The sequence below is a fragment of the Azospirillum thiophilum genome, assembly GCF_001305595.1.
Lineage (GTDB): Bacteria > Pseudomonadota > Alphaproteobacteria > Azospirillales > Azospirillaceae > Azospirillum > Azospirillum thiophilum.
In genome coordinates this window covers 2,241,848-2,263,314 of the sequence record NZ_CP012401.1, presented here as the reverse complement: position 1 = coordinate 2,263,314, position 21,467 = coordinate 2,241,848, and the positions used below count along the sequence as shown (strand labels likewise).

18 protein-coding genes are annotated in these 21,467 nt (G+C 68.2%); 9 read left to right on the top strand and 9 right to left on the bottom strand.

Features of this window, described 5'->3' with window-relative positions; genetic code table 11:
- Window positions 1–59: 59 nt before the first annotated feature.
- On the bottom strand, window positions 60–1,403 hold the full coding sequence (locus AL072_RS10480) for a DUF3422 family protein (RefSeq protein WP_245636798.1): 1,344 nt from the start codon (window positions 1,401–1,403) through the stop codon (window positions 60–62).
- Window positions 1,404–1,700: 297 nt separating this feature from the next.
- Between AL072_RS10480 and tldD the strand changes: the two genes are divergently transcribed.
- The 4 genes from tldD (at window position 1,701) to AL072_RS10460 (ending at window position 4,805) form a co-directional block, all read left to right on the top strand.
- The gene (gene tldD, locus AL072_RS10475) at window positions 1,701–3,134 is read left to right on the top strand and encodes a metalloprotease TldD (protein ID WP_045580384.1); all 1,434 of its coding nucleotides are present in this window, start codon (window positions 1,701–1,703) and stop codon (window positions 3,132–3,134) included.
- A 147-nt stretch (window positions 3,135–3,281) separates the two neighbouring features.
- A complete protein-coding gene (locus tag AL072_RS10470; RefSeq protein WP_045580385.1) occupies window positions 3,282–3,851 on the top strand; it encodes a polymorphic toxin type 46 domain-containing protein in 570 nt (189 codons plus the stop codon).
- 41 nt (window positions 3,852–3,892) lie between these two features.
- On the top strand, window positions 3,893–4,180 hold the full coding sequence (locus AL072_RS10465) for an immunity protein Tsi6 family protein (RefSeq protein ID WP_045580386.1): 288 nt from the start codon (window positions 3,893–3,895) through the stop codon (window positions 4,178–4,180).
- 100 nt (window positions 4,181–4,280) lie between these two features.
- On the top strand, window positions 4,281–4,805 hold the full coding sequence (locus tag AL072_RS10460; protein ID WP_045580387.1) for a glycine cleavage system transcriptional repressor: 525 nt from the start codon (window positions 4,281–4,283) through the stop codon (window positions 4,803–4,805).
- A gap of 194 nt (window positions 4,806–4,999) precedes the next feature.
- On the opposite strand, the gene sugE is transcribed toward AL072_RS10460, so the two are convergent.
- Window positions 5,000–5,317, bottom strand: a complete 318-nt coding sequence (gene sugE, locus AL072_RS10455; protein WP_045582310.1) for a quaternary ammonium compound efflux SMR transporter SugE — start codon at window positions 5,315–5,317, stop codon at window positions 5,000–5,002.
- A 249-nt stretch (window positions 5,318–5,566) separates the two neighbouring features.
- On the opposite strand from sugE, the gene AL072_RS10450 reads away from it, so the two are divergent.
- The 3 genes from AL072_RS10450 to AL072_RS35570 are packed head-to-tail and all read left to right on the top strand — an operon-like array spanning window position 5,567 to window position 10,541.
- On the top strand, window positions 5,567–5,890 hold the full coding sequence (locus AL072_RS10450; protein ID WP_045580388.1) for an FAD assembly factor SdhE: 324 nt from the start codon (window positions 5,567–5,569) through the stop codon (window positions 5,888–5,890).
- Between the two features lie 54 nt (window positions 5,891–5,944).
- Window positions 5,945–9,586, top strand: a complete 3,642-nt coding sequence (mfd, locus tag AL072_RS10445) for a transcription-repair coupling factor (RefSeq protein WP_045580389.1) — start codon at window positions 5,945–5,947, stop codon at window positions 9,584–9,586.
- A 1-nt stretch (window position 9,587) separates the two neighbouring features.
- On the top strand, window positions 9,588–10,541 hold the full coding sequence (locus AL072_RS35570; RefSeq protein ID WP_245636651.1) for an ACT domain-containing protein: 954 nt from the start codon (window positions 9,588–9,590) through the stop codon (window positions 10,539–10,541).
- Window positions 10,542–10,709: 168 nt separating this feature from the next.
- Here the strand turns inward: AL072_RS35570 and AL072_RS10435 are convergent, their stop codons facing one another.
- Together AL072_RS10435 and AL072_RS10430 are read right to left on the bottom strand one after the other, a co-directional pair.
- A complete protein-coding gene (locus AL072_RS10435; protein WP_045580390.1) occupies window positions 10,710–10,907 on the bottom strand; it encodes a hypothetical protein in 198 nt (65 codons plus the stop codon).
- 56 nt (window positions 10,908–10,963) lie between these two features.
- On the bottom strand, window positions 10,964–11,374 hold the full coding sequence (locus tag AL072_RS10430) for an HIT domain-containing protein (protein WP_045580391.1): 411 nt from the start codon (window positions 11,372–11,374) through the stop codon (window positions 10,964–10,966).
- A gap of 256 nt (window positions 11,375–11,630) precedes the next feature.
- On the opposite strand from AL072_RS10430, the gene AL072_RS10425 reads away from it, so the two are divergent.
- Both AL072_RS10425 and AL072_RS10420 read left to right on the top strand, forming a co-directional pair.
- Complete coding sequence (locus AL072_RS10425; protein ID WP_045580392.1) at window positions 11,631–14,243, top strand: glycosyltransferase family 2 protein; 2,613 nt, start codon at window positions 11,631–11,633, stop codon at window positions 14,241–14,243.
- A gap of 88 nt (window positions 14,244–14,331) precedes the next feature.
- Window positions 14,332–14,913 (top strand): hypothetical protein, encoded by a 582-nt coding sequence (locus AL072_RS10420; RefSeq protein ID WP_045580393.1) that lies wholly within the window; start codon window positions 14,332–14,334, stop codon window positions 14,911–14,913.
- Between the two features lie 299 nt (window positions 14,914–15,212).
- Here AL072_RS10420 and recA read toward each other — a convergent pair whose 3' ends face one another.
- The 5 genes from recA to AL072_RS10395 form a co-directional block, all read right to left on the bottom strand.
- The gene (gene recA, locus AL072_RS10415; RefSeq protein ID WP_045580394.1) at window positions 15,213–16,292 is read right to left on the bottom strand and encodes a recombinase RecA; all 1,080 of its coding nucleotides are present in this window, start codon (window positions 16,290–16,292) and stop codon (window positions 15,213–15,215) included.
- Window positions 16,293–16,602: 310 nt separating this feature from the next.
- Window positions 16,603–19,116, bottom strand: coding sequence for an ATP-binding protein (locus AL072_RS10410; protein WP_052710017.1), 2,514 nt, complete (start codon window positions 19,114–19,116; stop codon window positions 16,603–16,605).
- 131 nt (window positions 19,117–19,247) lie between these two features.
- On the bottom strand, window positions 19,248–20,324 hold the full coding sequence (gene flhB / locus AL072_RS10405) for a flagellar biosynthesis protein FlhB (protein ID WP_045580395.1): 1,077 nt from the start codon (window positions 20,322–20,324) through the stop codon (window positions 19,248–19,250).
- Window positions 20,325–20,337: 13 nt separating this feature from the next.
- Complete coding sequence (gene fliR / locus AL072_RS10400; RefSeq protein ID WP_060721701.1) at window positions 20,338–21,108, bottom strand: flagellar biosynthetic protein FliR; 771 nt, start codon at window positions 21,106–21,108, stop codon at window positions 20,338–20,340.
- Window positions 21,105–21,464: a flagellar biosynthetic protein FliQ gene (locus AL072_RS10395; protein ID WP_045580397.1), complete on the bottom strand. Its 360-nt coding sequence runs from the start codon at window positions 21,462–21,464 to the stop codon at window positions 21,105–21,107. Before AL072_RS10395 ends, fliR begins: the two co-directional genes overlap by 4 nt.
- Between the last annotated feature and the right edge of the window lie 3 nt (window positions 21,465–21,467).

Genomic DNA, 21,467 nt, shown 5'->3' with positions numbered 1-21,467 from the left:
CACCCTGCCGCCGGCTGAAGTTCGAGACCGTGACCCGCCCGGATAAGGGCAGGCTCCCCTCAATGCCCGCCGACCAGCACCTTGCGGATCCGCCGCACCCCCGACCAGACGAAGGCGATGACGATGGGAATCATCAGCCCGACCAGCATGTCGGGATCGACCTTCAGCCCGAACCCCTTCAAGCCCTTGGCGGCATAGCCGACGATGCCGACCAGATAATAGCTGATCGCCACCACCGACAGCCCCTCCACCGTCTCCTGCAGGCGCAGCTGCAGCTGGGCGCGGCGGTCCATCGACTGGAGCAGCTCGGCGTTCTGCCCCTCCACCGCGATCTCGACGCGGGTGCGCAGCAGGGTGCTGGCCCGCGCCACCCGCTGCGACAGCGACTCGATGCGCTGTTCGACCGCCTCGCAGGTGCGGATGGCCGGGGTCAGGCGGCGGTCCATGAATTCCTGGACGGTCTGCAACCCTTCGATCCGGATCTCGCGCAGTTCCTCGATCCGCCGCTCGACCAGCTCGTAATAGGCGCGGGCGGCGCCGAAGCGGAAGGCGGTCTCGGCGGCGATCTGCTCGGTCTGCGCCGCCAGCAGGGTCAGCCGGTCGAGCAGGTCGCGCTCGTCCTCCAGCCCGCGCAGGCCGGCGATGCGGGTGGTGACCTCCGACAGCCCGGCCTCGATCGGGCCGAGACGGGGCAGCACCCCCCGTGCCATCGGCAGCGCCAGCAGGGCCAGCACACGGTAGGTCTCGATCTCCAGCAGGCGCTGGACGACCCGGCCGGTCTGGCGCGGCGTCATCGAATGGTCGGCGACCAGCATGCGGGAGAAGCCGTCGCCATGGATGCGGAAATCGGTCCAGGCGGTGGCGGAGCGGCCGGCGATCCGCGAGCCGACATAGCTCTCCGACCCGAACATCGCCGCCATCATGTTGGCCGACGGTTCCGGCATGTCGGCGTCGAGCACGGCGACATGGATGCCGACCAGCAGATCCCCGGGCAGCCCGGCCAGCCAGTCGCGCGGCAAGGCCGACAGCGCCGGATCGACGAAGGGGTCGGCCAGGGCGCCCGCCACCATGGCGCTGGGCCGGAAGACAGTCCAGGTCGAGAATTCGGTGTGGCGCTCCCATTTCAGGTGGAAGCTGCCGAAGGACGCGCTGTGGTGGGTCGCCCCCTGCGGCGGGTGGACGACGCCGGCCCAGTCGCACAGGGCCTCCAGGTGCAGCCGCTCCGCCTCCGCCGCCCCCTCGCCCGACAGCATCGCCAGCATGGTGGCCCGCACCGGGGCGTTCAGCGATTCGGGCGGACGGGCATGGACCTCGTTGGTCAGGGTCTGGCGCAACGGATGGTCGCGCAGGGTCCGCGAACCGCCCACCGCGCCGGCCATAGCCCCGGCCATCGCCCCGGCCATCGCCACGGCAGGACCGCCGCCGACCGGCATCCCCGCAGCCGTCCGCACCGCACCGTCGTTCATCGTCGCCCCTCCCCCCACTTCGCTGGCCTTGCCTGCCCCTCGTGCCCGGCCGGACCGGCGGCGCATCGCCGAACCTCGCCGCCGAACCTTGCCGCCAAAGCTTGCCGGACGGCTCGCGCGTCGCCACACTATAGTCAGTCCGTTAGAACACATCGCAAGGCAGGGCGCGAGACCGCCCGCTATGACACTGTGTCCTACCTTGGAACCAGGCCCCATCAGACGTTCGGAGTTTCCATGAGCGCGCTTGCCGTCACCGACGACCTCTTCTTCAACCGCGCCGGCATGGACCGCGCCCGCGTGGAAGGCGTCGTGCAGGACGCCCTGCACAACGCCGACGATGGGGAGCTCTATCTGGAATATGCCCAGAGCGAGTCGCTGGGCTGGGACGACGGGAAACTGAAGTCGGCCAGCTTCGACACCACCCAGGGCTTCGGGCTGCGCGCCATCGCCGGCGAGGCGACCGGCTTCGCCCATGCCAGCAACCTGTCGGAAGAGGCGATCCGCCGCGCAGCCGCCACCGTGCGCGCCGTGCAGTCCGGCCACACCGGCACGCTGGCCGAGCCGCCGGCCGGCACCAACCGGGCGCTCTACATGCCCGACAACCCCCTGCATCTCGTCCCCTTCGAGGAGAAGGTTAAGCTGCTGGCCGACATCGACGCCTACGCCCGCGGCAAGGACGAGCGGGTTCGGCAGGTCAGCTGCTCGATCAGCGGCGAATGGCAGGCGGTGCAGATCATGCGCGCCGACGGCGTGCGCGTCGCCGACCTGCGCCCGCTGGTGCGGCTCAACGTCTCCGTCGTGGTGGCCGAGGGCGACCGGATGGAGACCGGCGGCTATGGCGGCGGCGGCCGCGTCACCTACGAGCATTACATCCAGCCGGAGACGTGGCGCGGCTTCGTCGACGAGGCGCTGCGCCAGGCGCTGGTCAACCTCGCCTCCGTCCCCGCCCCGGCCGGCGAGATGACGGTGGTGCTGGGCAGCGGCTGGCCCGGCATCCTGCTGCACGAGGCCATCGGCCACGGGCTGGAGGGCGACTTCAACCGCAAGAAGACCTCCGCCTTCGCCGGCCTGATGGGCCAGCGCATCGCCGCCCCCGGCGTCACCATCGTCGATGACGGCACCATCGAGAACTCGCGCGGCTCGATCAGCGTCGACGACGAGGGCACGCCCGGCCAGTGCACCACGCTGATCGAGGACGGCATCCTGGTCGGCTTCATGCAGGACCGCATGAACGCCCGCCTGATGGGCATGCGCCCGACCGGCAACGGCCGGCGCCAGAGCTTCGCCTACCACCCGATGCCCCGCATGACCAACACGGTGATGCGCAACGGCGACCACAGCCCGGAGGAGATCATCGCCTCGGTCAAGAAGGGCATCTACGCCAAGAATTTCGGCGGCGGCCAGGTGGACATCACCAACGGCAAGTTCGTCTTCTCGGCCAGCGAGGCCTACCTGATCGAGGATGGCAAGCTCGGCCCGGCGGTCAAGGGCGCGACCCTGATCGGCAACGGCCCGGACAGCCTGACCAAGGTGTCGATGATCGGCAACGACAGCCGCCTCGACCCCGGCGTCGGCACCTGCGGCAAGGACGGCCAGGGCGTGCCGGTCGGCGTCGGCCAGCCGACGCTGAAGCTGGAAGGCCTGACGGTCGGCGGCACCGCCGCCTGACGGCGGCCCGGGCACCGCAGCTCCCAGCCATCGGAAAGGGGTCGGGCCGCCGTTGCGGTCCGGCCCCATCCGCATTCGGGGCTTGGAACTCTCGATTTCATCGGTATCGTTCTTCCGGATATTTTCAACCTACTGGATTGAACGACCATGAAGACCTTTCATTTCCGCTCCATGAGCGGAGTGATATTCGCGTTTTTCCTGGCGTTGGCGACCGCACTGCCGGGCCAGGGCCATGCACAGTCCGCGCCGACACCGGAGCAGGCGGCCGTCGCCAAGGCCAACGGCGCCAGAGCCGACCAGTTGAACGCACGTGTGGTGGTGGCGAGCTATTTCTACGCCTCGACCGACCTCACCTCTGCCCGTTATGGCGACGACTCCAAGGGCATCGATTTCTCCAAGCCGCTGGAGGTGATCGACATTCCGGCCGGAACCGCATGGTTCCAGTATGTCCGCACCGGCTACGACAGCATCCGGTTCGGCAATTTCTTCTCGCCCGTCGTCACCGCCACCCCGGACTGCCTCGGCATCTCGGGCGCAGGCCGCGCGGAATACAAGGCGGTGCTACCCGCCGGCCAGGGGTTGAAGTCGATCGCGGCCCCCATCGTCGACAGCTGGAGCACCCCCGGCACCAGCGTCCAGACGCAGGGCGGCTGCACCCAGGTCGTGATCCCCAACAGCGTCAAGGCCGGCGTGACCAGCGGCGGCCCCGTCCAGTAAGGCCGTGACCGGCCGCCGTCCCTCTGCAACGGAGTCCCGCCATGCCCGACATCGCCACCACCGACGAGTTGCGCCAACGCATCGCCCGCGCCTCCGCCGGGGTTGCCGCACTGGCAGGGCGGGAACCGGAGAATGGCTGGCTGACCAGCATCCAGCGCCAGCTCGACTATGTGGACGGTGCGGCACGGGATGGCGCCAAGCGGCTGGACCGCGCCGACGACCTGAATTTCGGCCTGCTCGCCTCCCACTATGTCGACGATGTCGACCCGGCGCTGGCGGCGGAGCTCCATGCCATCAGCGCCGCCACCCGCCGGCTGTTCGCGGACTGAGGGCTGTTTTTCCGCTGGAGTTCCCGATAGACCGCTTCGATGATCGCGTATAACGGCCGCATCACGGCGGCACGATCATCATCGTCTAGGGAGGAACGCCATGACGGGATTGGCCCTGGTCTCCACCTTCTGCCCCGACCGGGTCGGGCTGGTATCCGGCATCACCAGCCATCTGTTCGAGCAGGGCATCAACCTGCGCGACGCCACCTTCGCCTCGCTCGGCAGCGGTGCGGAATTCTCCGCCGTCTGCGAGTTGCCCGACGGACTGACGGTGGCGGAGGTGCAGGACAGCCTGTCGTCGCTGCCGGTGCTGGCCGGCGCCGAGGTGAAGGTCACCCCCTTCGCCTTCGATCCGCAGCCCGGCCCGCAGGCGCTGATCACCCACCGGGTCGAGGTGTCGGGCGGCGACCAGCCCGGCCTCGTCGCGCGGCTGTCAGAGATCTTCACCCAGTTCGACGCCAACATCGTCCGGCTGGACGCCCAGACCCTGCCCGACCGCAGCGGCGAGCGCTATGTGCTGCGCTTTTCCGTCTCGATCCCGGCGGAACGGGCGGAGGTCTGCCTGTCCGCCATCGCCAACACCGCCGAGACGCTGGCGCTGACCTGCCGGACGGAGGCGCTGTGAGGGGTGGCAGATACGGTTTCCCCCTCGCGGCACTCTCCCCCTCTCCCCCCTGGGGAGAGGGTCGGGGTGAGGGGGATGCACATGCTGGATTTTTGGTGGAGGGCCGCCACGCGCCCCCCTCACCCTAACCCTCTCCCCGGGGGGGAGAGGGGACAAACCGCCGATGCGAGAGGGTGGGGGCACCCGGCGATCCCTCACCCGTGCAGCAGCTTCAACCCCGCGATCCCGCCGACGATGGCGGCGATGCACAGCAGGCGCAGCGCGCCGGCCGGTTCGCCGAACAGCCACATGCCGAGCAGGGCGGTGCCGACCGTGCCGATGCCGGTCCACACCGCGTAGGCCGTTCCAAGCGGCAGCGTCTTCAGCGCATAACCCAGCAGCACCAGGCTCGCCAGCATGGCCGCCGCGGTCAGCAGGCTGGGCATCAGGCGGGTGAAGCCTTCGGTGTATTTCAGGCCGACGGCCCATCCGATCTCGAACAATCCGGCAAAGAACAGCGTGACCCACGCCATGACGGCGACTCCGTCCTGGAATGGCGGGGTCGTCCCCACCCGGTTGCCCATCGTCGAGCGGCGGGGTCGTCCCCGCGGGCCACAGGGCAGATAGGACATCCTACACCCATGGTCAAGGCGGGCGGTCAAGGCGGGCGGCCAATGTTGCATCGCCGGCCCGGCCCGTGCAGGATGGGGTTCCTGAATGGTTCCCTCCTTCGCCCTCCCTTCGCCTCTGGCGCCGTCGGGGGCTTTCGACGTTGGACTGCAATGACCGAAAACGGCACCCCACCAGCTCCCGAGACGGCAGCTCCCGAGACTGCCGAATCGCTCGAGAACCGGCGCAAGCGGCTGCGCTTCCGCTCCTGGCACCGCGGCACGCGCGAGATGGATCTGCTGATGGGCAGCTTCGCCGACGCCCATGTCGTGACCTTCGACCATGACATGCTCGACCGCTTCGAGGCGCTGCTGGAACTGGGCGATCCCGACCTCTATGACTGGATGTCGGGCCGCGAGCCGGTGCCGGCCGAGCATGACGGCGATGTGATGCGCCTGTTGACGGCGTTCCAATACACACCACGTCAGGGCTCCTGACGGAGCCGGCCCAAGGCTCCAAACCCTCTCCCCGCATCCCCGAGGCATTTTCCTTTGGTCAGTTTCGATCTCCAGCCCGGCCGCGCCGGCCGTCTCCTGATCGGCGGCGCGCCCGAGGGTCACGATGCCCGCATCCTGGCGGAGCTTGCGCAGAAGGCCGGGGGCTATGGCCTGCTGCATGTGGCGCTGGACGACACCCGCGCCGCCCTGCTGGCCGAAGCGCTGGCCTTCTTCGCGCCGAAGCTGGAGGTGATGACCTTCCCGGCCTGGGACTGCCTGCCCTATGACCGGGTATCGCCGAACGGCGGCATCGTCGCCGGGCGCATCGACACGCTGACCCGGCTGATCGCCCGGCGCGACGCCGCGGCGAACCGCGACGGGCTGGCCCCGCTGATCGTGCTGACCACCGTGAACGCGGTGGTGCAGAAGGTGCCGCCGCGCAGCGCCTTCAAGGACGCGCTGTTCACGGCCAAACTGCGCGACCGCATCGACCTGGAGAAGCTGCAGCGCTACCTCGCCGGCAACGGCTACACACGCGCCCAGACGGTGCGCGAGCCGGGCGAGTTCGCCGTGCGCGGCGGCATCGTCGACCTGTTCCCGCCCGGCACCGACGAGCCGCTGCGCCTCGACCTGTTCGGCGACGAACTGGAGGGGGTGCGCGCCTTCGATCCGATGACCCAGCGCACCACCGACAAGCGCGAGCGGGTCGAGCTCAAGCCGATGTCGGAGGTGTTCCTGGACGAGGCGGGGATCGCCCGCTTCCGTTCCGGCTACCGCGAGCTGTTCGGCGCGGTGACCGACGACGACCCGCTCTACGAGGCGATCTCCGCCGGCCGGTCCTATGGCGGGATGGAGCATTGGCTGCCGCTGTTCCACGAGAGCATGGACACGGTGCTGGACTACCTGCCGCGCGGCATCGTCAGCCTGGACCATCAGGCGGCGGAGGCGCGCGACGCCCGCATGGCGCAGGTGGTCGATTTCCATGCCTCGCGCCTGTCGATGATGTCGATCGAGAAGCGGGCGGGATCGCCGGTCTACAAGCCGGTGCCGGTCGCCTCGATGTTCATCGACGCCGTCGGCTGGGACGCGCTGATGGGCGAACGCGCGGTGGCGCAGTTGCAGGTGTTCTCGACGCCCCCCGGCATCAAGGGCACGGTCGATGCCGGCGGCAAGCGTGGCCACGATTTCGCCGAGGAGCGCAACCGCCCCGACATCAACGTCTTCGACGCGGTGAAGGACCATATCCGGGCCCAGCGCGCCGACGGCCGGCGGGTGCTGATCGCCGGATATTCCGCCGGGTCGCGCGACCGCCTGTCCAACGTGCTGGCCGACCACGGCATCCCCGGCCTGGAGCCGGCGGAGAGCATGGAGGAGGTCCGCCGCTTCGACCGCGGCATCATCGGCACCATCGTGCTGGGGATGGAGCACGGCTTCACCTCGCCCGACCTCGCGGTCATCACCGAGCAGGACGTCCTGGGCGACCGTCTGGTCCGGCCGCACAAGAAGAAGCGCAAGGCCGCCAACTTCATCGCCGAGCATTCGGCGCTGCACGAGGGCGACATCGTCGTCCATATGGACCACGGCATCGGCCGCTATGACGGGCTGGAGACGCTGGAGGTCACCGGCGCCCCGCACGACTGCCTGCGCCTGGTCTATGAGGGCGGCGACAAGCTCTATGTCCCGGTCGAGAACATCGAGGTGCTGTCGCGCTACGGCTCGGAGGATGCCAACGTCCAGCTCGACAAACTGGGCGGCGCCGGCTGGCAGGGCCGCAAGGCGCGGGTCAAGAAGCGGCTGAAGGACATGGCGGAAGCCCTGCTGCGGATCGCCGCCGAGCGCATGCTGAAGAAGGCCGATCCGGTGCTGACGCCGGAGGGCGTCTACCAGGAGTTCGCCGCCCGCTTCCCCTACCCCGAGACCGACGACCAGCTGAAGGCGATCGAGGACATCTTCACCGACCTCGGCAGCGGCCGGCCGATGGACCGTCTGGTCTGCGGCGACGTCGGCTTCGGCAAGACCGAGGTGGCGCTGCGCGCCGCCTTCATGGTGGCGATGAGCGGCAAGCAGGTCGCCGTCGTCGTGCCCACCACCCTGCTGGCCCGCCAGCATTTCAAGACCTTCTCGACCCGCTTCAGCGGCCTGCCGGTGCGCGTCGTCCAGCTGTCGCGCATGGTCACCGCCCGCGAGCAGACCCTGGTCAAGAAGGAGCTGGCGGAGGGCACCGCCGACATCGTCGTCGGCACCCACGCCCTGCTGGCCAAGGGGCTGGACTTCAAGCGGCTCGGCATGGTCATCGTCGACGAGGAGCAGCATTTCGGCGTCAAGCAGAAGGAACGGCTGAAGGAGTTGCGCGCCGACATCCATGTGCTGACGCTGACCGCCACGCCGATCCCACGCACCCTGCAGATGGCGCTTTCCGGCGTGCGCGAGCTGTCGCTGATCGCGACGCCGCCGGTCGACCGTCTGGCGGTGCGCACCTTCGTCCTGCCCTACGACCCGGTGGTGATCCGCGAGGCGATCCTGCGCGAGCATTACCGCGGCGGCCAGTCCTTCTACGTCTGCCCGCGGGTGGAGGATCTGGCGAAGGTCGCCGAGCGGGTGCGCGAGCTGGTGCCGGAGGTCAAGATCGTCACCGCCCACGGCCAGATGGCGGCCAGCGAGCTGGAAGACGTGATGACCGCCTTCGACGAGGGCAGGTTCGAGGTGCTGCTGGCCACCAACATCATCGAGAGCGGCCTGGACATCCCGAATGCCAACACGCTGATCGTCCACCGCGCCGACCTGTTCGGGCTGGCCCAGCTCTACCAGATCCGCGGCCGCGTCGGCCGGTCGAAGAAGCGCGGCTACGCCTATCTGACCTATGCGCCGAACAAGCCACTGAGCGCCACCGCCCAGCAGCGCCTGCACGTCATCGAGACGCTGGACAGCCTGGGCGCCGGCTTCCAGCTCGCCAGCCACGACATGGACATCCGCGGCGCCGGCAATCTGCTGGGCGAGGAGCAGTCGGGACAGGTGCGCGAGGTCGGCGTCGAGCTGTACCAGCAGATGCTGGAGGACGCCGTCGCCAACGCCCGCGCCTCGATGCAGGAGGGCGCCGTCGCCGCGGCCGCCGCGCAGGACTGGGTGCCGCAGATCAATCTCGGCACGCCGGTGCTGATCCCCGAGGCCTATGTGCCCGACCTGACGGTGCGGCTGTCGCTCTACCGCCGCATCGCCGATCTGGTCGACCGCGCGGAGGTCGACGGCTTCGCCGCCGAGCTGATCGACCGCTTCGGCAAGCTGCCGGAGGAGGTCGAGAACCTGCTGGACGTCGTCACCATCAAGCGGCTGTGCAAACAGGCCAACCTCGACCGGGTCGATGCCGGGCCGAAGGGCGTGGTGCTGGCCTTCCACGACAATGTCTATGCCGAGCCGGCCAAGCTGCTGACCTACATCGCCCAGCACCTGACGCTGATGAAGCTGCGGCCCGACCACAAGCTGGTCTACAGCCGCGAATGGCCCGATCCGCAGGCCCGCGTCCGCAGCGTGCAGAAGCTGGTGAAGGATCTGGCGGAGATGGCGTCCGGCGGCGGCGTGCCGCGCGGCGAGACTCCGCCGCCGCCCCCTCCCCCGCCACCGCCCAAGCCGACCGGCGCCAAGCTGGTGTCGCGCCTGGGCAACAACACGCGCTTCGGCCGTCCGACCGGACGCCGGTGAGATGGACGACAGGATCCGTAACGTCCCGCTGGCCCTGCGGCTGGCGCGCGGCGACCGGCGGAGCGCGGGCGACGCCCCCTCCGTCGCCGCCGAGATCGTGGCCGACCGCGGCAAGCTGGCCGAACTGGTCGGCTGCCTGTTCGACCGCGATGCCAGCGTGCGCATGCGCGCCGCCGACGCGCTGGAACGGGTGTCGCGCGGCAATGCCGGCTGGCTCGACGCCTATGTCGACCATCTGCTGACCGATGCCGTCGCCATCGAACAGGTGGAGGTGCGCTGGCACATCGCCCAGATCGTGCCGCGCCTGAGCATGAGCGAGGAGCAGCGCCGCCGCGCCGCCGTCCTGCTGGCCGACTGGTTCGAGAACAGCCCGAGCCGCATCGTCCAGACCAGCGCGCTGCAGGCGGTGGTCGATCTGGCCGAATCGGACGCCGCGCTGCGCGCCACCTCGGCGGAGATGCTGGGCCGCGCCATGCGGTCCGGCGTGCCGTCTCTGGCCGCCCGCGCGAAGCGCATCCTGAAGCCCTTCGAGGTGGACGAGGCGACGCTGACCGCGGCACTGGTGCGCGAGCAGACCGGCCTCGCCCTGTCGGTGCTGCCCGACCGGCTGGCGGTGGCGCAGTTGCCGCCCGGCGATGGGCTGCCGGACTGGCTCGACTGGACCGACCCGCTGGTCGGCGCCACCCGCTCCGGCGACGAGCTATCGATCCTGTGCCGCGAGGAACGCGTACCCGACGGCGTGAAGGCCGAACGCGGCTGGCGCGCCTTCCGGGTCGAAGGCACGGTGGATTTCACGCTGTTCGGCATCCTGGCCCGCATCGCCGTGCCTCTGGCCCAGGCCCATGTGCCGATCTTCGCGATCTCGACCTACAAGACCGACTATGTGCTGGTGAAGGCCGACGACCTCGACAAGGCGGCCGACGTGCTGGCGCTGACCTGCACGGTGAACCGGTAGAGTCGTCGGCCCCCACCCTCCCACGCTGGCGCGTGGGCCCCTCCCTCCCCCGCTTTCGCGGGAGAGGGGAAGTTGGCTGGAGCGGCGGCAGTCCCCTCTCCCGCGATCGGACCGGCCTTCGGCCGACCGAGAGCGGGAGAGGGTTAGGGAGGGGGCAAATGGCTGCCCTCAGACCCCGCCGCCCTCCCGCCGGCTCTGCTCGGCGATGTCCTCCCGCTCGCCCATCTCGTCCCATTTCTTCTGGACCGGCTTGTCGGGATCGCCGGACGCCTTGCCGGTCTCCTCGACCAGCTTGTCCTCGATCTGCTGGGCGGCGTCCGACGGGGCATCGGAGGTCACGGATTTGGAGCGGTCCTGAGCGGTCATGGCGGCAGTCTCCCAAATGATGGTTGACCACTCAAACACCGGCGGACCGGCAAAGTTCACGCGCCCGCCTGCAATGCCTCCGCCAAACGTTCCACCAGCGCCGCGGCGGCGGCCGGCTCGTACGGCTCGGCATGGCCGGAGCCCCAGACCGGCCCCGGCCATGCCGGGTCGCCGCGCGTCCGCCCGATCACATGGACGTGCAGTTGCGGCACCATGTTGCCCAGCGCCCCGACATTCATCTTGTCCGGTGCGAACAGCGTCTCCAGCGCGCGGGACGCGCGGGCGGTCTCCCGCATCAGGGTGATCTGGTCTGCCTCGTCCAGCCGGTGGATCTCGACCGCGCCATCGCGCATCGGCACCAGGATCAACCAGGGCCACAGGGCGTTGTTCATCAGCAACACCCGGCAAAGATCCAGGTCCATGACAGGATAAGTGTCGGCTTGCAGCCGTTCGTTAAGGGAAAACATGCTTCTCTCCTGCTGGACCGGATCCTGGGGTGGAATGAACCGGAGGCTGGTCTGTTGTAGCCGCCAGTGGCGGAGCAACCGGGAAGCCTGTATAGAATGCCCCAGCGCGCCGGGCAAAGGCCGGTGCGGCATTCGTTGGATGGTGGAACGGTTTTGAGTTCGGTCCGAGGCGAAGGTCGGGGCGGCACTGGCCGCGCTGCGCCATTCCCACGGGCCGTTTCGGTTTTTTCCGGTGCGGCGAGCGAGAACGACCCACATGCGTAAATCGGCCTTCGCGGTTCTGATCCTGGTGATCCTGGGCAACATCGCCTTCTGGGCGCTGTGGAACCGCCCGGTGGACGAACGGTCCTGGGCCGGCGCCATCACCGGCGTCGCCTACACCCCCTTCCATTCCGACAAGAGCCCGTCCAAGGGCGACAAGGCGTCGGCCGACGACATCGAGAAGGACATGGACGCGCTGGAGGGCGCGGTGAAGGCGGTCCGCACCTATTCCACCACCGACGGCTCGGAGATGGTCGCGGCCATCGCCGCCAAGCACGGGCTGCCGGTCACCGCCGGCGCCTGGACCGCCGGCAAGCCCGAGATCGACGAGCCGGAACTGGCCGGACTGATCAAGCTGGCCCGCGCCAACAGCAACGTCCGCCGCGTGCTGGTCGGGAACGAGGCGATCCTGCGCGCCGACCTGACGGTCGCGCAGGCCATCGACTACGTCAAGCGGGTGAAGAAGAAGGTCAACGTGCCGGTTTCCATCGCCGAGCCGTGGCACGTCTGGCTGAAGAATCCGGAGCTGGCCGACGCGGTCGACTTCCTCGCCGTCCACCTGCTGCCCTATTGGGAAGGCGTTCCGGTCGACCAGTCGGTCGATTACGCCATGTTCCGCTACAACGAGCTGAAGGCGAAGTTCCCGAACAAGCACATCCTGATCGGCGAGATCGGCTGGCCGGCCGACGGCCCGTGGCGCCGCGGCGCCGAGGCCAGCCAGGTCAACCAGGCCAAGTTCATCCGCAACTTCCTGAACGTCGCCGCCCAGAACAAGCTCGACTACTTCATCATGGAGGCCTTCGACCAGCCCTGGAAGCGGGAGATCGAGGGCACCGCCGGCACCAGCTGGGGCCTGTGGGACTATCAGCGCAACCCGAAATTCCCGATGATCGGCGGGGTGAACGAGATCCGCAACTGGGAGGTCAAGTGCGCGACCGCGGTGGCGCTGGGCTTCCTGCCGCTGGTGTTCTTCCTGTGGCGGCGCAGCGACCTGAAGATCGGCGGCCAGATCTTCTACGGCGCGCTGATCCAGGCGGTCGCCTCCGTCCTGGTCTTCACCGTCAGCGCCGCATCGGCCGCCGGACTCGCCGTCACCACCGAGATCGCCTGGGGCCTGCTGATCTTCTGCCAGCTCGTGCTGTTCGCGGTGATGCTGATCGACGGCATGGAGCTGACCGAGGTCGTCTGGCAGCACAAGTTCAAGCGCAAGTTCATCCCCTGCTCCGCAGCACCTCTGCCCAATGCGGCGAAGGTGTCGATCCATGTGCCCTGCTACAACGAGCCGCCGCACATGGTCATGCAGACGCTGGACGCGCTGGCCGCCCTCGACTACCCGAACTACGAGGTGCTGCTGCTCGACAACAACACCAAGGATCCGGCGGTCTGGCGCCCGGTCGAGGAGTATTGCAAGAAGCTTGGACCGAAGTTCCGCTTCTTCCACCTCGACAACTGGCCGGGCTTCAAGGCCGGCGCGCTGAATTTCGGGCTGGCCCAGACCGCGCCGGACGCCGAGCACATCGCGGTGATCGACAGCGACTATCAGGTCCATCCCGACTGGCTGAAGGCGACCATCCCGCACTTCAACCGGCCGGAGGTCGGCTTCGTCCAGTCGCCGCAGGATTATCGCGAGTGGGAACACGACCTGTTCCAGCGCATGACCAACTGGGAATATGCCGGCTTCTTCCACATCGGCATGATCCAGCGCAACGAGCGCAACGCCATCATCCAGCACGGCACCATGACCATCATCCGCAAGTCGGCGCTGGAGAAGGTCGGGCGCTGGGGCGAATGGTGCATCACCGAGGATGCCGATCTCGGCCTGCGCCTGTTCGAGCATGGCTATGAGGCGGTCTATATGCCGGAGAGCTACGGCAAGGGGCTGGTTCCCGACAGCTTCTCCGCCTACAAGACGCAGCGTTTCCGCTGGGCCTATGGCGCGGTGCAGATCCTGAAGCATCATTGGCGCCAGCTGGCGCCGGGCGCCAAGGAACTGACCTCGGGCCAGAAGTACCATTTCATCACCGGCTGGCTGCCCTGGTTCGCCGACGCCGCCCATATGATCTTCGGCATTGCCGGCATCCTGTGGTCGATCGGCCTGATGGCCTTCCCCAAATATTTCGAGTTCCCGCCCAACGTCTTCATGATCCCGACGCTCAGCGTCTTCGCCTTCAAGGTCGGCGCGTCGCTGTGGCTCTACGAGGCGCGGGTGAAGTGCGGCTTCTGGGACAAGGTCGGGGCGGCGGTCGCCGGCATGGCGCTGACCCACACGGTCGGCCGCGCCATGTGGCTGGGCATCTTCACCTCCGGCCGGCCCTTCGTCCGCACGCCGAAATGCGAGAACCAGCCGGCGCTGATGCAGGCCTTCCTGATGGCGCGCGAGGAGCTGGTGCTGCTGGTGTCGCTGTGGGGCGCGGCGCTGGCCATCGTCATGGTCTTCGGCCACGAGAACCGCGACGCCTTCATGTGGTCGGGCCTGCTGGTGGTGCAGTCGCTGCCCTATCTGGCCGCCTTCATCACCGCGCTGATCAACGTCTTCCCGACCATCGGCTTCGGCAAGAGCAAGCCGTCCCCGGCCGACGGTGCCGTCGGTGCCGGGGCCGCCGACTGATGGTCATAGGCCGGCGCTTCGGCTTGGAAGGAAGCGCCGGCTATGCCAGAGTTGAGCACTGGGAGACACGGTCCCGGGGAGGCGGCTCATGTCCGGCAATCTCGCGTCCGGCCGCGGCATCGGCCCGCCGGAATTCAGCGTCCGCACCACCGCCGGGGTCGAACGCTCCGGCAGCGCCACCGACCGCAACCACCAGCGCAACCCGCGTCGGGAACAGCGGGACCGCGAGCAGGAGCGGCGGGAACAGCATCCGCCCAACCCGCAGCGCCGCCGTCTCTATGATCTTCTGTTCGACGAGGTCGACCAGTTCGACGGGCTCGACGAGCATCAGCGGGCCCGGCTGAAGGACAATCTGCGCAGCCACCTGTCCCGCCGCGTGCCGCCCTCCCCGCCGGGCGCCGCCCTGGCGCCGCAGCATGACGAGGAGGCACTGGCCGAGGCGCTGCTGAAGGACCCGGCCGCGCCACTCCCCGTCGACCCCGAACACATCGTCCAGGCCGCCACCGCCGCCGCAATGTCGGAGCCGGACCCGGAAACCGCGCGTCTGGCCGAACAGCTGCGCGACTGCCTCGCCCGCAACACCGACCGCGCCCGCAAGGTGGCGGTCTACCTGCACCTGCTGCTGACGCTGGAAGGCGCGTTCAGGCCGCATATGGTGGTGGATGTGTGAGGAGCCGGCCGCCAAATGCCCCCTCCCCATCCCTTCCCCCGCTCTCAGCGGACCTTCGGTCCGCCTGTCGCGTCAGCACAAACCGAAGGTTTGTGCGAGAGCTTGGCGGTGGAGGGGGTAGGACGCTTGTAAGCGTAGCGTAAATGCCCAGGCAGCAGGGTTCCCTCTCCCTCGAAGAGGGGGAGGGTTAGGGAGGAGGCAACCGCCGCCCGCAAATTTCCTGTCAGCCTGAAAATGCGAAAAAGCCCCGCCTCCCTTTCGGAAGGCGGGGCTTTTATCATCACACATACCCTCTGCGATCACTCCGGCGTGGAGGCTTCGGCGTCGCTTTCCGGGGTGCCCATCATGGCGTCGGCGACCAGACCAGCGTTGCCACGGATCTTGGCCTCGATCGCGTCAGCCATCTCGGGATTGTTGCGCAGGTAATTCTTGGCGTTCTCGCGGCCCTGGCCGATGCGGGTGCCGTCATAGCTGAACCAGGCGCCGGACTTGTCCACCACCCCGGCCTGGATGCCGAGATCGAGCAGTTCGCCGACCTTCGACACGCCCTCGCCATACATGATGTCGAACTCGACCACGCGGAACGGCGGGGCCATCTTGTTCTTCACCACCTTGACGCGGGTCTGGTTGCCGACCACGGCGTCGCGGTCCTTGATCGCGCCGATGCGGCGGATGTCGAGACGGACCGAAGCATAGAACTTCAGCGCGTTGCCGCCGGTCGTCGTCTCCGGATTGCCGAACATCACGCCGATCTTCAGGCGGATCTGGTTGATGAAGATGACGAGGCAGTTCGACTTGGAAATCGAGCCGGTCAGCTTGCGCAGCGCCTGGCTCATCAGGCGGGCATGCAGACCGACATGGCTGTCGCCCATCTCGCCTTCCAGTTCGGCGCGCGGCACCAGCGCCGCGACCGAGTCGACCACCAGCACGTCGATAGCGCCGGAGCGCACCAGCGTGTCGGCGATCTCCAGCGCCTGCTCGCCGGCATCGGGCTGGGAGATCAGCAGGTCGTCGACCTTGACGCCGAGCTTGCGGGCATAGGACGGGTCGAGCGCGTGTTCGGCGTCGATGAACGCGCAGGTGCCGCCGGCCTTCTGTGCCTGGGCGATGGCATGCAGCGCCAGCGTGGTCTTGCCCGAGCTTTCAGGCCCGTAGATTTCGACGATGCGGCCGCGCGGCAGGCCGCCGATGCCCAGTGCGATGTCGAGACCGAGCGAGCCGGTGGACACCACCTCCGTCTCGACCAAATTCTCCTTGGTGCCAAGCTTCATGATCGAGCCCTTGCCGAACGCACGTTCGATCTGGCTCAGGGCGGCATCCAGCGCCTTCTGCTTGTCCATGGAATCCTTCTCGACCAAACGAAGCTGTGCGGACGACATGCCCGGTACCCCTCTCTTAGAACACACGGTCGGCGCTCTTGCAACGAAGCTGAATGTACTCTTTTCGTTCTGGTTTGCAAGGGCCGATGTTTCTGGTGTGTTCCTGTTTTCCGGGGTTTGCCGGAGGACGCTTTTCCCACTCCCCCGGTGTCTCTCCCCGCTGCTTCTCCGCGCTGCCCCCTCCCCATCCCTCCCCCGCTTTGCGGGAGAGGGGGTTGGACGCTTGCGGAGGTCATACAAAGGACAGCGGCAGTTCCCTCTCCCACCGCAGGTGGGGGAGGGTTAGGGAGGGGGCGGGGAAAACGCGCCCTCACCGGCTGTCGCGGATGACCTCCTTCACCTTGGAGGCCAGTTGCTTCAGCGAGAAGGGCTTGGGCAGGAAATGGGCCACCTCGACGCCGTCGATCTCGCCCAGCCGGTCCTCGGCATAGCCGGAAATGAAGATGACCCGCATCTCCGGCCGCAGCCGGCGGACATGGCGGGCCAGCGTCGGGCCGTCCATCTGGGGCATCACCACGTCGGTGATCAGCAGGTCGATGGAGGCGCCGTTGGTCTCGATCTGCTGCAGGGCCGCCTCGCCGTTCTTGGCCTCCAGCACCTGATAGCCCTTGTTGCGCAGCGCACGGGCGGAGAAAACGCGGACCGCGTCCTCGTCCTCGACCAGCAGGATGATGCCGGTGCCGGTCAGGTCGCTGCCGCGCCGCTCGCGCGGCTCCGCCGTGTCGACCGGGCGCAGCTCGCCCTGGTGGCGGGGCAGCAGGATGGTGAAGGTGGTCCCCTCCCCCACCGCGGAATCGACCAGCACGAAGCCGCCGGTCTGCCGCACGATGCCATAGACCGTCGACAGCCCCAGACCGGTGCCCGACCCGACCTCCTTGGTGGTGTAGAAGGGCTCGAAGATGCGTTGCAGGTTCTCGCGCGCGATGCCGCAGCCGGTGTCGATCACCTCGATGGAGACATAACCGCCGGGCGGGATCGTCTCATGCTCGCGCCGCTCGGGCTGGTCCAGGACGAGGTTGGTGGTGTTGACAGTCAGCTTGCCGCCGCCGGCCATGGCGTCGCGGGCGTTGACCACCAGATTGATGATGACCTGCTCCAGCTGGTTCTGGTCGACCTTGACCAGCCCCAGGTCGCGGCCATGGATCATCTTCAGCTCGATGTTCTCGCCGATCAGCCGGCGCAACAGGTTCGCCAGCTCGGCCAGCACGTCGGTCACGTTGATGACGCGCGGCTGCAGCGTCTGCTGGCGCGAGAAGGCCAGCAGCTGCCGCACCAGATTGGCGGCGCGGTTGGCGTTCTGCTTGATCTGCATGATGTCGCTGAAGGACTGGTCGCCCGGCTTGTGCCGCAGCAGCAGCAGGTCGCAGAAGCCGATCATTGCCGTCAGCAGATTGTTGAAGTCGTGCGCGACGCCGCCGGCCAGCTGGCCGACCGCCTGCATCTTCTGCGACTGGGCGAACTGGGCCTCCAGGCTCTTGCGCTCGGTCATGTCGATGAAGTGAAGGATCAGTCCGCCCCCGTCGCGCCGTCCGTCCGGCTTGACCGGGCCGACCAGCCGCCGGGCATAGAGCTGGGCGGTCAGCTCCCGCCCGCCGGACAGCCGCACCTCCAGCGGGGTCGCCGGATCGGCGCCACCCTGGACCGCCTTCAGCCGGGCGGTCACCGCCTCGCGCTCCGCCGGGACGATCAGGTCGGGCATCGGCCGGTCGATGACGCTGCCCGCCTCGCTGCCGATCAGCGCCAGGAAGGCCTCGTTGCATTCGGTCAGCTGCCCGGTTTCGTCGACCAGGGCGATGCCGATCGGCGCATCCTCGAAGAAGCGCTGGAACCGCTGCTCGGAATGGCGCAGCGCCTCCTGCCACTCGCGTTCCGGCGACAGGTCGCGCACCACCGACCGGGTGTGGACGGTGCCGTCGTCGGCCCGCACCACGCTCTGCGCGACCGCCACCTGGAACCGGCGGCCATGCAGCCCGACCATGGTCAGCTCGCCGCGCTGCTCGCCGCCGCCATGGTCGAACAGGTCGTAGGGGGCGGCGGCCGGGGGAGCGGCGAGGACGCCGTGCAGCCGCAGCTCACCGTCGGTCAGGTCGCCCGGCGAGGCCTCCAGCCATTGGGCCAGCGTGGCGTTGACGAACAGGAACTGGCCGTTCTGGTCGACGGAAAAGAAGCCGACCGGCGCATGCTCCATGAAATCGGCGAGCTTGGCCTGCTCGCGCAGCATGACATGCTCCAGCTCGCGCCGGGCGGTGATGTCCTCGACCCGCCAATGGACGGAGCCGGGAAAGCCGGCGACCGGCTGGCCCTGGACCTTGCGCCATTCCGGCGGATGGCCGTCCAGCGCCGGGATCGCCAGCTCGGCCGACGCCGCCGCCCCCGCCCGCACCCGGTCGCGCAGGCGGCCGAACTCGCGCGCGCTGTCGGGATCGCCGGAGAACTGGCGCGCCAACGCCTCCAGCGGCCGTTCGCCGCGGCGCCAGCCCGCCAACTCGCGGAAGGCGGCATTGACGAACAGCACCTCGTCGGCGCCGTCGCAGACCAGCTGTCCGGCCGGCATCCCTTCGAGCGCACCGCCCAGCAGCGCGCCGACGCGCGCCGATCGCCGCACCACCGCGACGCTGCGGCCGATCAGCAGGCCGGTGCCGGCCGCCGCCGCAGCCGCGCCCAGCCAACCGACCGCATCGCGGTCCAACAACAGGCCGGCGGCCAGCAGCAGCAGCCCGGCCGGCGCCAGCCCGTACTGGAGCAGCAGCATCGCCCCGCCGGGCGGAGCGCCGCCGGTGATCCTGCGGCGTGCGGTGTCGGAAAGGGAAGTTGACTCGTCCACCGAAACTCCAAGCCGCACATATTCCAAAACCGGGGGCAAACCGATGATGCCTCCATCGGGATGCATCCGCCGCCCACGCGCGCCGCCCATGCCCGCCGATCGCTTCCGCCGCCAGCTTCCGGAGCGGCCGATCAGTTGCGCAGCGACCGCCCCTTGAGCTTGAAGACATAGGTAATGACTTCGGCGACCGCCCGATAGTGCTCGGATGGGACTTCCGCGTCGATATCGCATGCGGCATAGAGCGCACGGGCGAGCGGAGGGTTCTCTATGACCGGAACATTGTTGGATTCTGCGATCTCGCGGATCTTGAAGGCGACCTGGTCGACGCCCTTGGCCAGCACCATCGGCGCGCCCATCTGGTCGGGATCGTATTTCAGCGCGACCGCGAAGTGGGTCGGGTTGGTGACCACCACGTCGGCGCTGGGCACCGCGGCCATCATGCGCTTGCGCGCGCGCTCGAACCGGATCTGGCGGATGCGGCCCTTGACGATGGGATCGCCTTCCTGCTGCTTGTGCTCGTCCTTCACCTCCTGCTTGGTCATCTTCATCTTCTTGTCGAATTGGTGCTTCTGCCACAGGAAGTCGCCGGCGGCGATGAAGGTCAGCACCACCAGAACCCAGATCAGCAGGCGGTGGGCCAGACCATCCATCTGCTTCAGCAGCGCCATGATGTCGATGCCGATATAGGCCTCGATGCCGGCGAACATCGGCGCCAGCGCCATGTAGGCGACGCCGCCGACCACCGCCAGCTTGGCGATGCTCTTAAGCAGTTCCACCCCCTGGTTGGCCTTGAACATGTTCATCAGGCCGGGCAGCGGGTTCAGCTTGTTGAATTTCGGCGCGATCAGCTCCCACGAGACGTGGAAGCCGGTCTGCCCGATGGTCGACAGCACGCCGGCCACGACGAACAGCAGGATGGGCAGCCACAGCGCCCACAGCGAATCCATCATCACCCGGAACAGCAGCGTCCCGACCCCGGCGCGGTCGAAGGTGAACTGGTCGACATTCTCGAAATAGTAGTTCAGCCGGAAGAAAAGCCCCTTCATCGTTCCGGGCAGGATCGAGATCAGCACCACCAGCATCGCCGCGACCATCAGCCAGTTCGCGGCCTCGCGGGTCATCGCGAACTGGCCCTGCTTGTGGGCCTCATCGAGTTTCTTGGAGGTCGGGTCCTCCGTTTTGGAGGATTCGTCCGGTTCTTCCGACACCGGCCTTCTCCCTCTACAACGGCTTCAGCAGGTCGACGAAGGTCGACTCGAAGCGCGACAGCCAGAACATCATCATCGCGCCCAGCGTCAGCGCGAACATGAACAGCCCGAGCAGCACCTGGACCGAGGTGAAGAGCTGGAACACCTGCACCTGAGGCGCCAGCTTGTTCAGCAGCCCAAGCGCCAGCGCGAACAGGACGCCGGTGATCAGGAAGGGGGCCGACATCTGCACCCCCATCATGAAGGTCTTCGACACCAGCTGCCCGACCACGTTGGCCATGTCGTCGACCGGGATCGCCGCCCCCGGCACGAAGGTGGCATAGCTGTCGACCACGGCCATGATCAGCAGATGGTGCAGGTCGGTGACGAACAGCAGCAGCAGCCCGAGCCAGCCCATCAGCGACCCCGGCAGCGAGCCTGCGGTCGCCAGCGCCGGGTTGAAGATCTGGGCGTTGGCCAGGCCGCTCTGCAGGCTGATGATGGTGCCGGCGACCTCCAGCGTGCCCATCAGCAGACGCGCCACCGTGCCGAGGAAGATGCCGACCGTCATCTCGCCGGCCGCCAGCACCAGCAGTTGGAACGGGCTGCCCGGCATCGGCGGCAACTGCGGCCGGATCGCCGGAGCCACCAGCACGCTGACCGCCAGCGCGAGCAGCAGGCGGGTACGCGCGGTGACGAAGGCGTCGCCGATGGTCGGCATCACGCTGAAGGCGGTGCCGATGCGCAGGAACACCAGCATCCAGACGAAGAGCTGCTCGCCCAGGAGCTGCTGGAGGACGTTCATTGGCCCGCCGCGGCGGCGGTCGGGGCCGGGGCCGGGGTTATGCCGGTGCCGGGGGTGAAGGGGGCGCCGCCATTCTCGTGGGCGCCGACGCCGATGGCGACGATGCGGTCGGCGACCTCATGCTCGAAGAACTCGGTCAGCTTGCCCAGCATGAAGGGCATCAGCAGGATGCTCAGCCCGAAGACCAAAAGCAGCTTCGGCACCATCGCCAACGTCTGTTCGTTGATCTGGGTGACGGCCTGGAACACCGATATGACGGTGCCGAGCATCATCATGATGACCAGAATCGGGCCGCACACGATCACCAGCGTGACGATCGAGGTGCGGCAAAGCTCGATGACTTCGGTCTCGCTCATGAC

Excerpts from the sequence above, each read along its gene's own strand:
- AL072_RS10480 (WP_245636798.1), bottom strand. The coding sequence starts at position 1,403 with ATGGCCGGGGCGATGGCCGGGGCTATGGCCGGCGCGGTGGGCGGTTCG.
- tldD (WP_045580384.1), top strand. The coding sequence starts at position 1,701 with ATGAGCGCGCTTGCCGTCACCGACGACCTCTTCTTCAACCGCGCCGGC.
- AL072_RS10470 (WP_045580385.1), top strand. The coding sequence starts at position 3,282 with ATGAAGACCTTTCATTTCCGCTCCATGAGCGGAGTGATATTCGCGTTT.
- AL072_RS10465 (WP_045580386.1), top strand. The coding sequence starts at position 3,893 with ATGCCCGACATCGCCACCACCGACGAGTTGCGCCAACGCATCGCCCGC.
- AL072_RS10460 (WP_045580387.1), top strand. The coding sequence starts at position 4,281 with ATGACGGGATTGGCCCTGGTCTCCACCTTCTGCCCCGACCGGGTCGGG.
- sugE (WP_045582310.1), bottom strand. The coding sequence starts at position 5,317 with ATGGCGTGGGTCACGCTGTTCTTTGCCGGATTGTTCGAGATCGGATGG.
- AL072_RS10450 (WP_045580388.1), top strand. The coding sequence starts at position 5,567 with ATGACCGAAAACGGCACCCCACCAGCTCCCGAGACGGCAGCTCCCGAG.
- AL072_RS35570 (WP_245636651.1), top strand. The coding sequence starts at position 9,588 with ATGGACGACAGGATCCGTAACGTCCCGCTGGCCCTGCGGCTGGCGCGC.
- AL072_RS10435 (WP_045580390.1), bottom strand. The coding sequence starts at position 10,907 with ATGACCGCTCAGGACCGCTCCAAATCCGTGACCTCCGATGCCCCGTCG.
- AL072_RS10430 (WP_045580391.1), bottom strand. The coding sequence starts at position 11,374 with ATGTTTTCCCTTAACGAACGGCTGCAAGCCGACACTTATCCTGTCATG.
- AL072_RS10425 (WP_045580392.1), top strand. The coding sequence starts at position 11,631 with ATGCGTAAATCGGCCTTCGCGGTTCTGATCCTGGTGATCCTGGGCAAC.
- AL072_RS10420 (WP_045580393.1), top strand. The coding sequence starts at position 14,332 with ATGTCCGGCAATCTCGCGTCCGGCCGCGGCATCGGCCCGCCGGAATTC.
- recA (WP_045580394.1), bottom strand. The coding sequence starts at position 16,292 with ATGTCGTCCGCACAGCTTCGTTTGGTCGAGAAGGATTCCATGGACAAG.
- fliR (WP_060721701.1), bottom strand. The coding sequence starts at position 21,108 with ATGAACGTCCTCCAGCAGCTCCTGGGCGAGCAGCTCTTCGTCTGGATG.
- AL072_RS10395 (WP_045580397.1), bottom strand. The coding sequence starts at position 21,464 with ATGAGCGAGACCGAAGTCATCGAGCTTTGCCGCACCTCGATCGTCACG.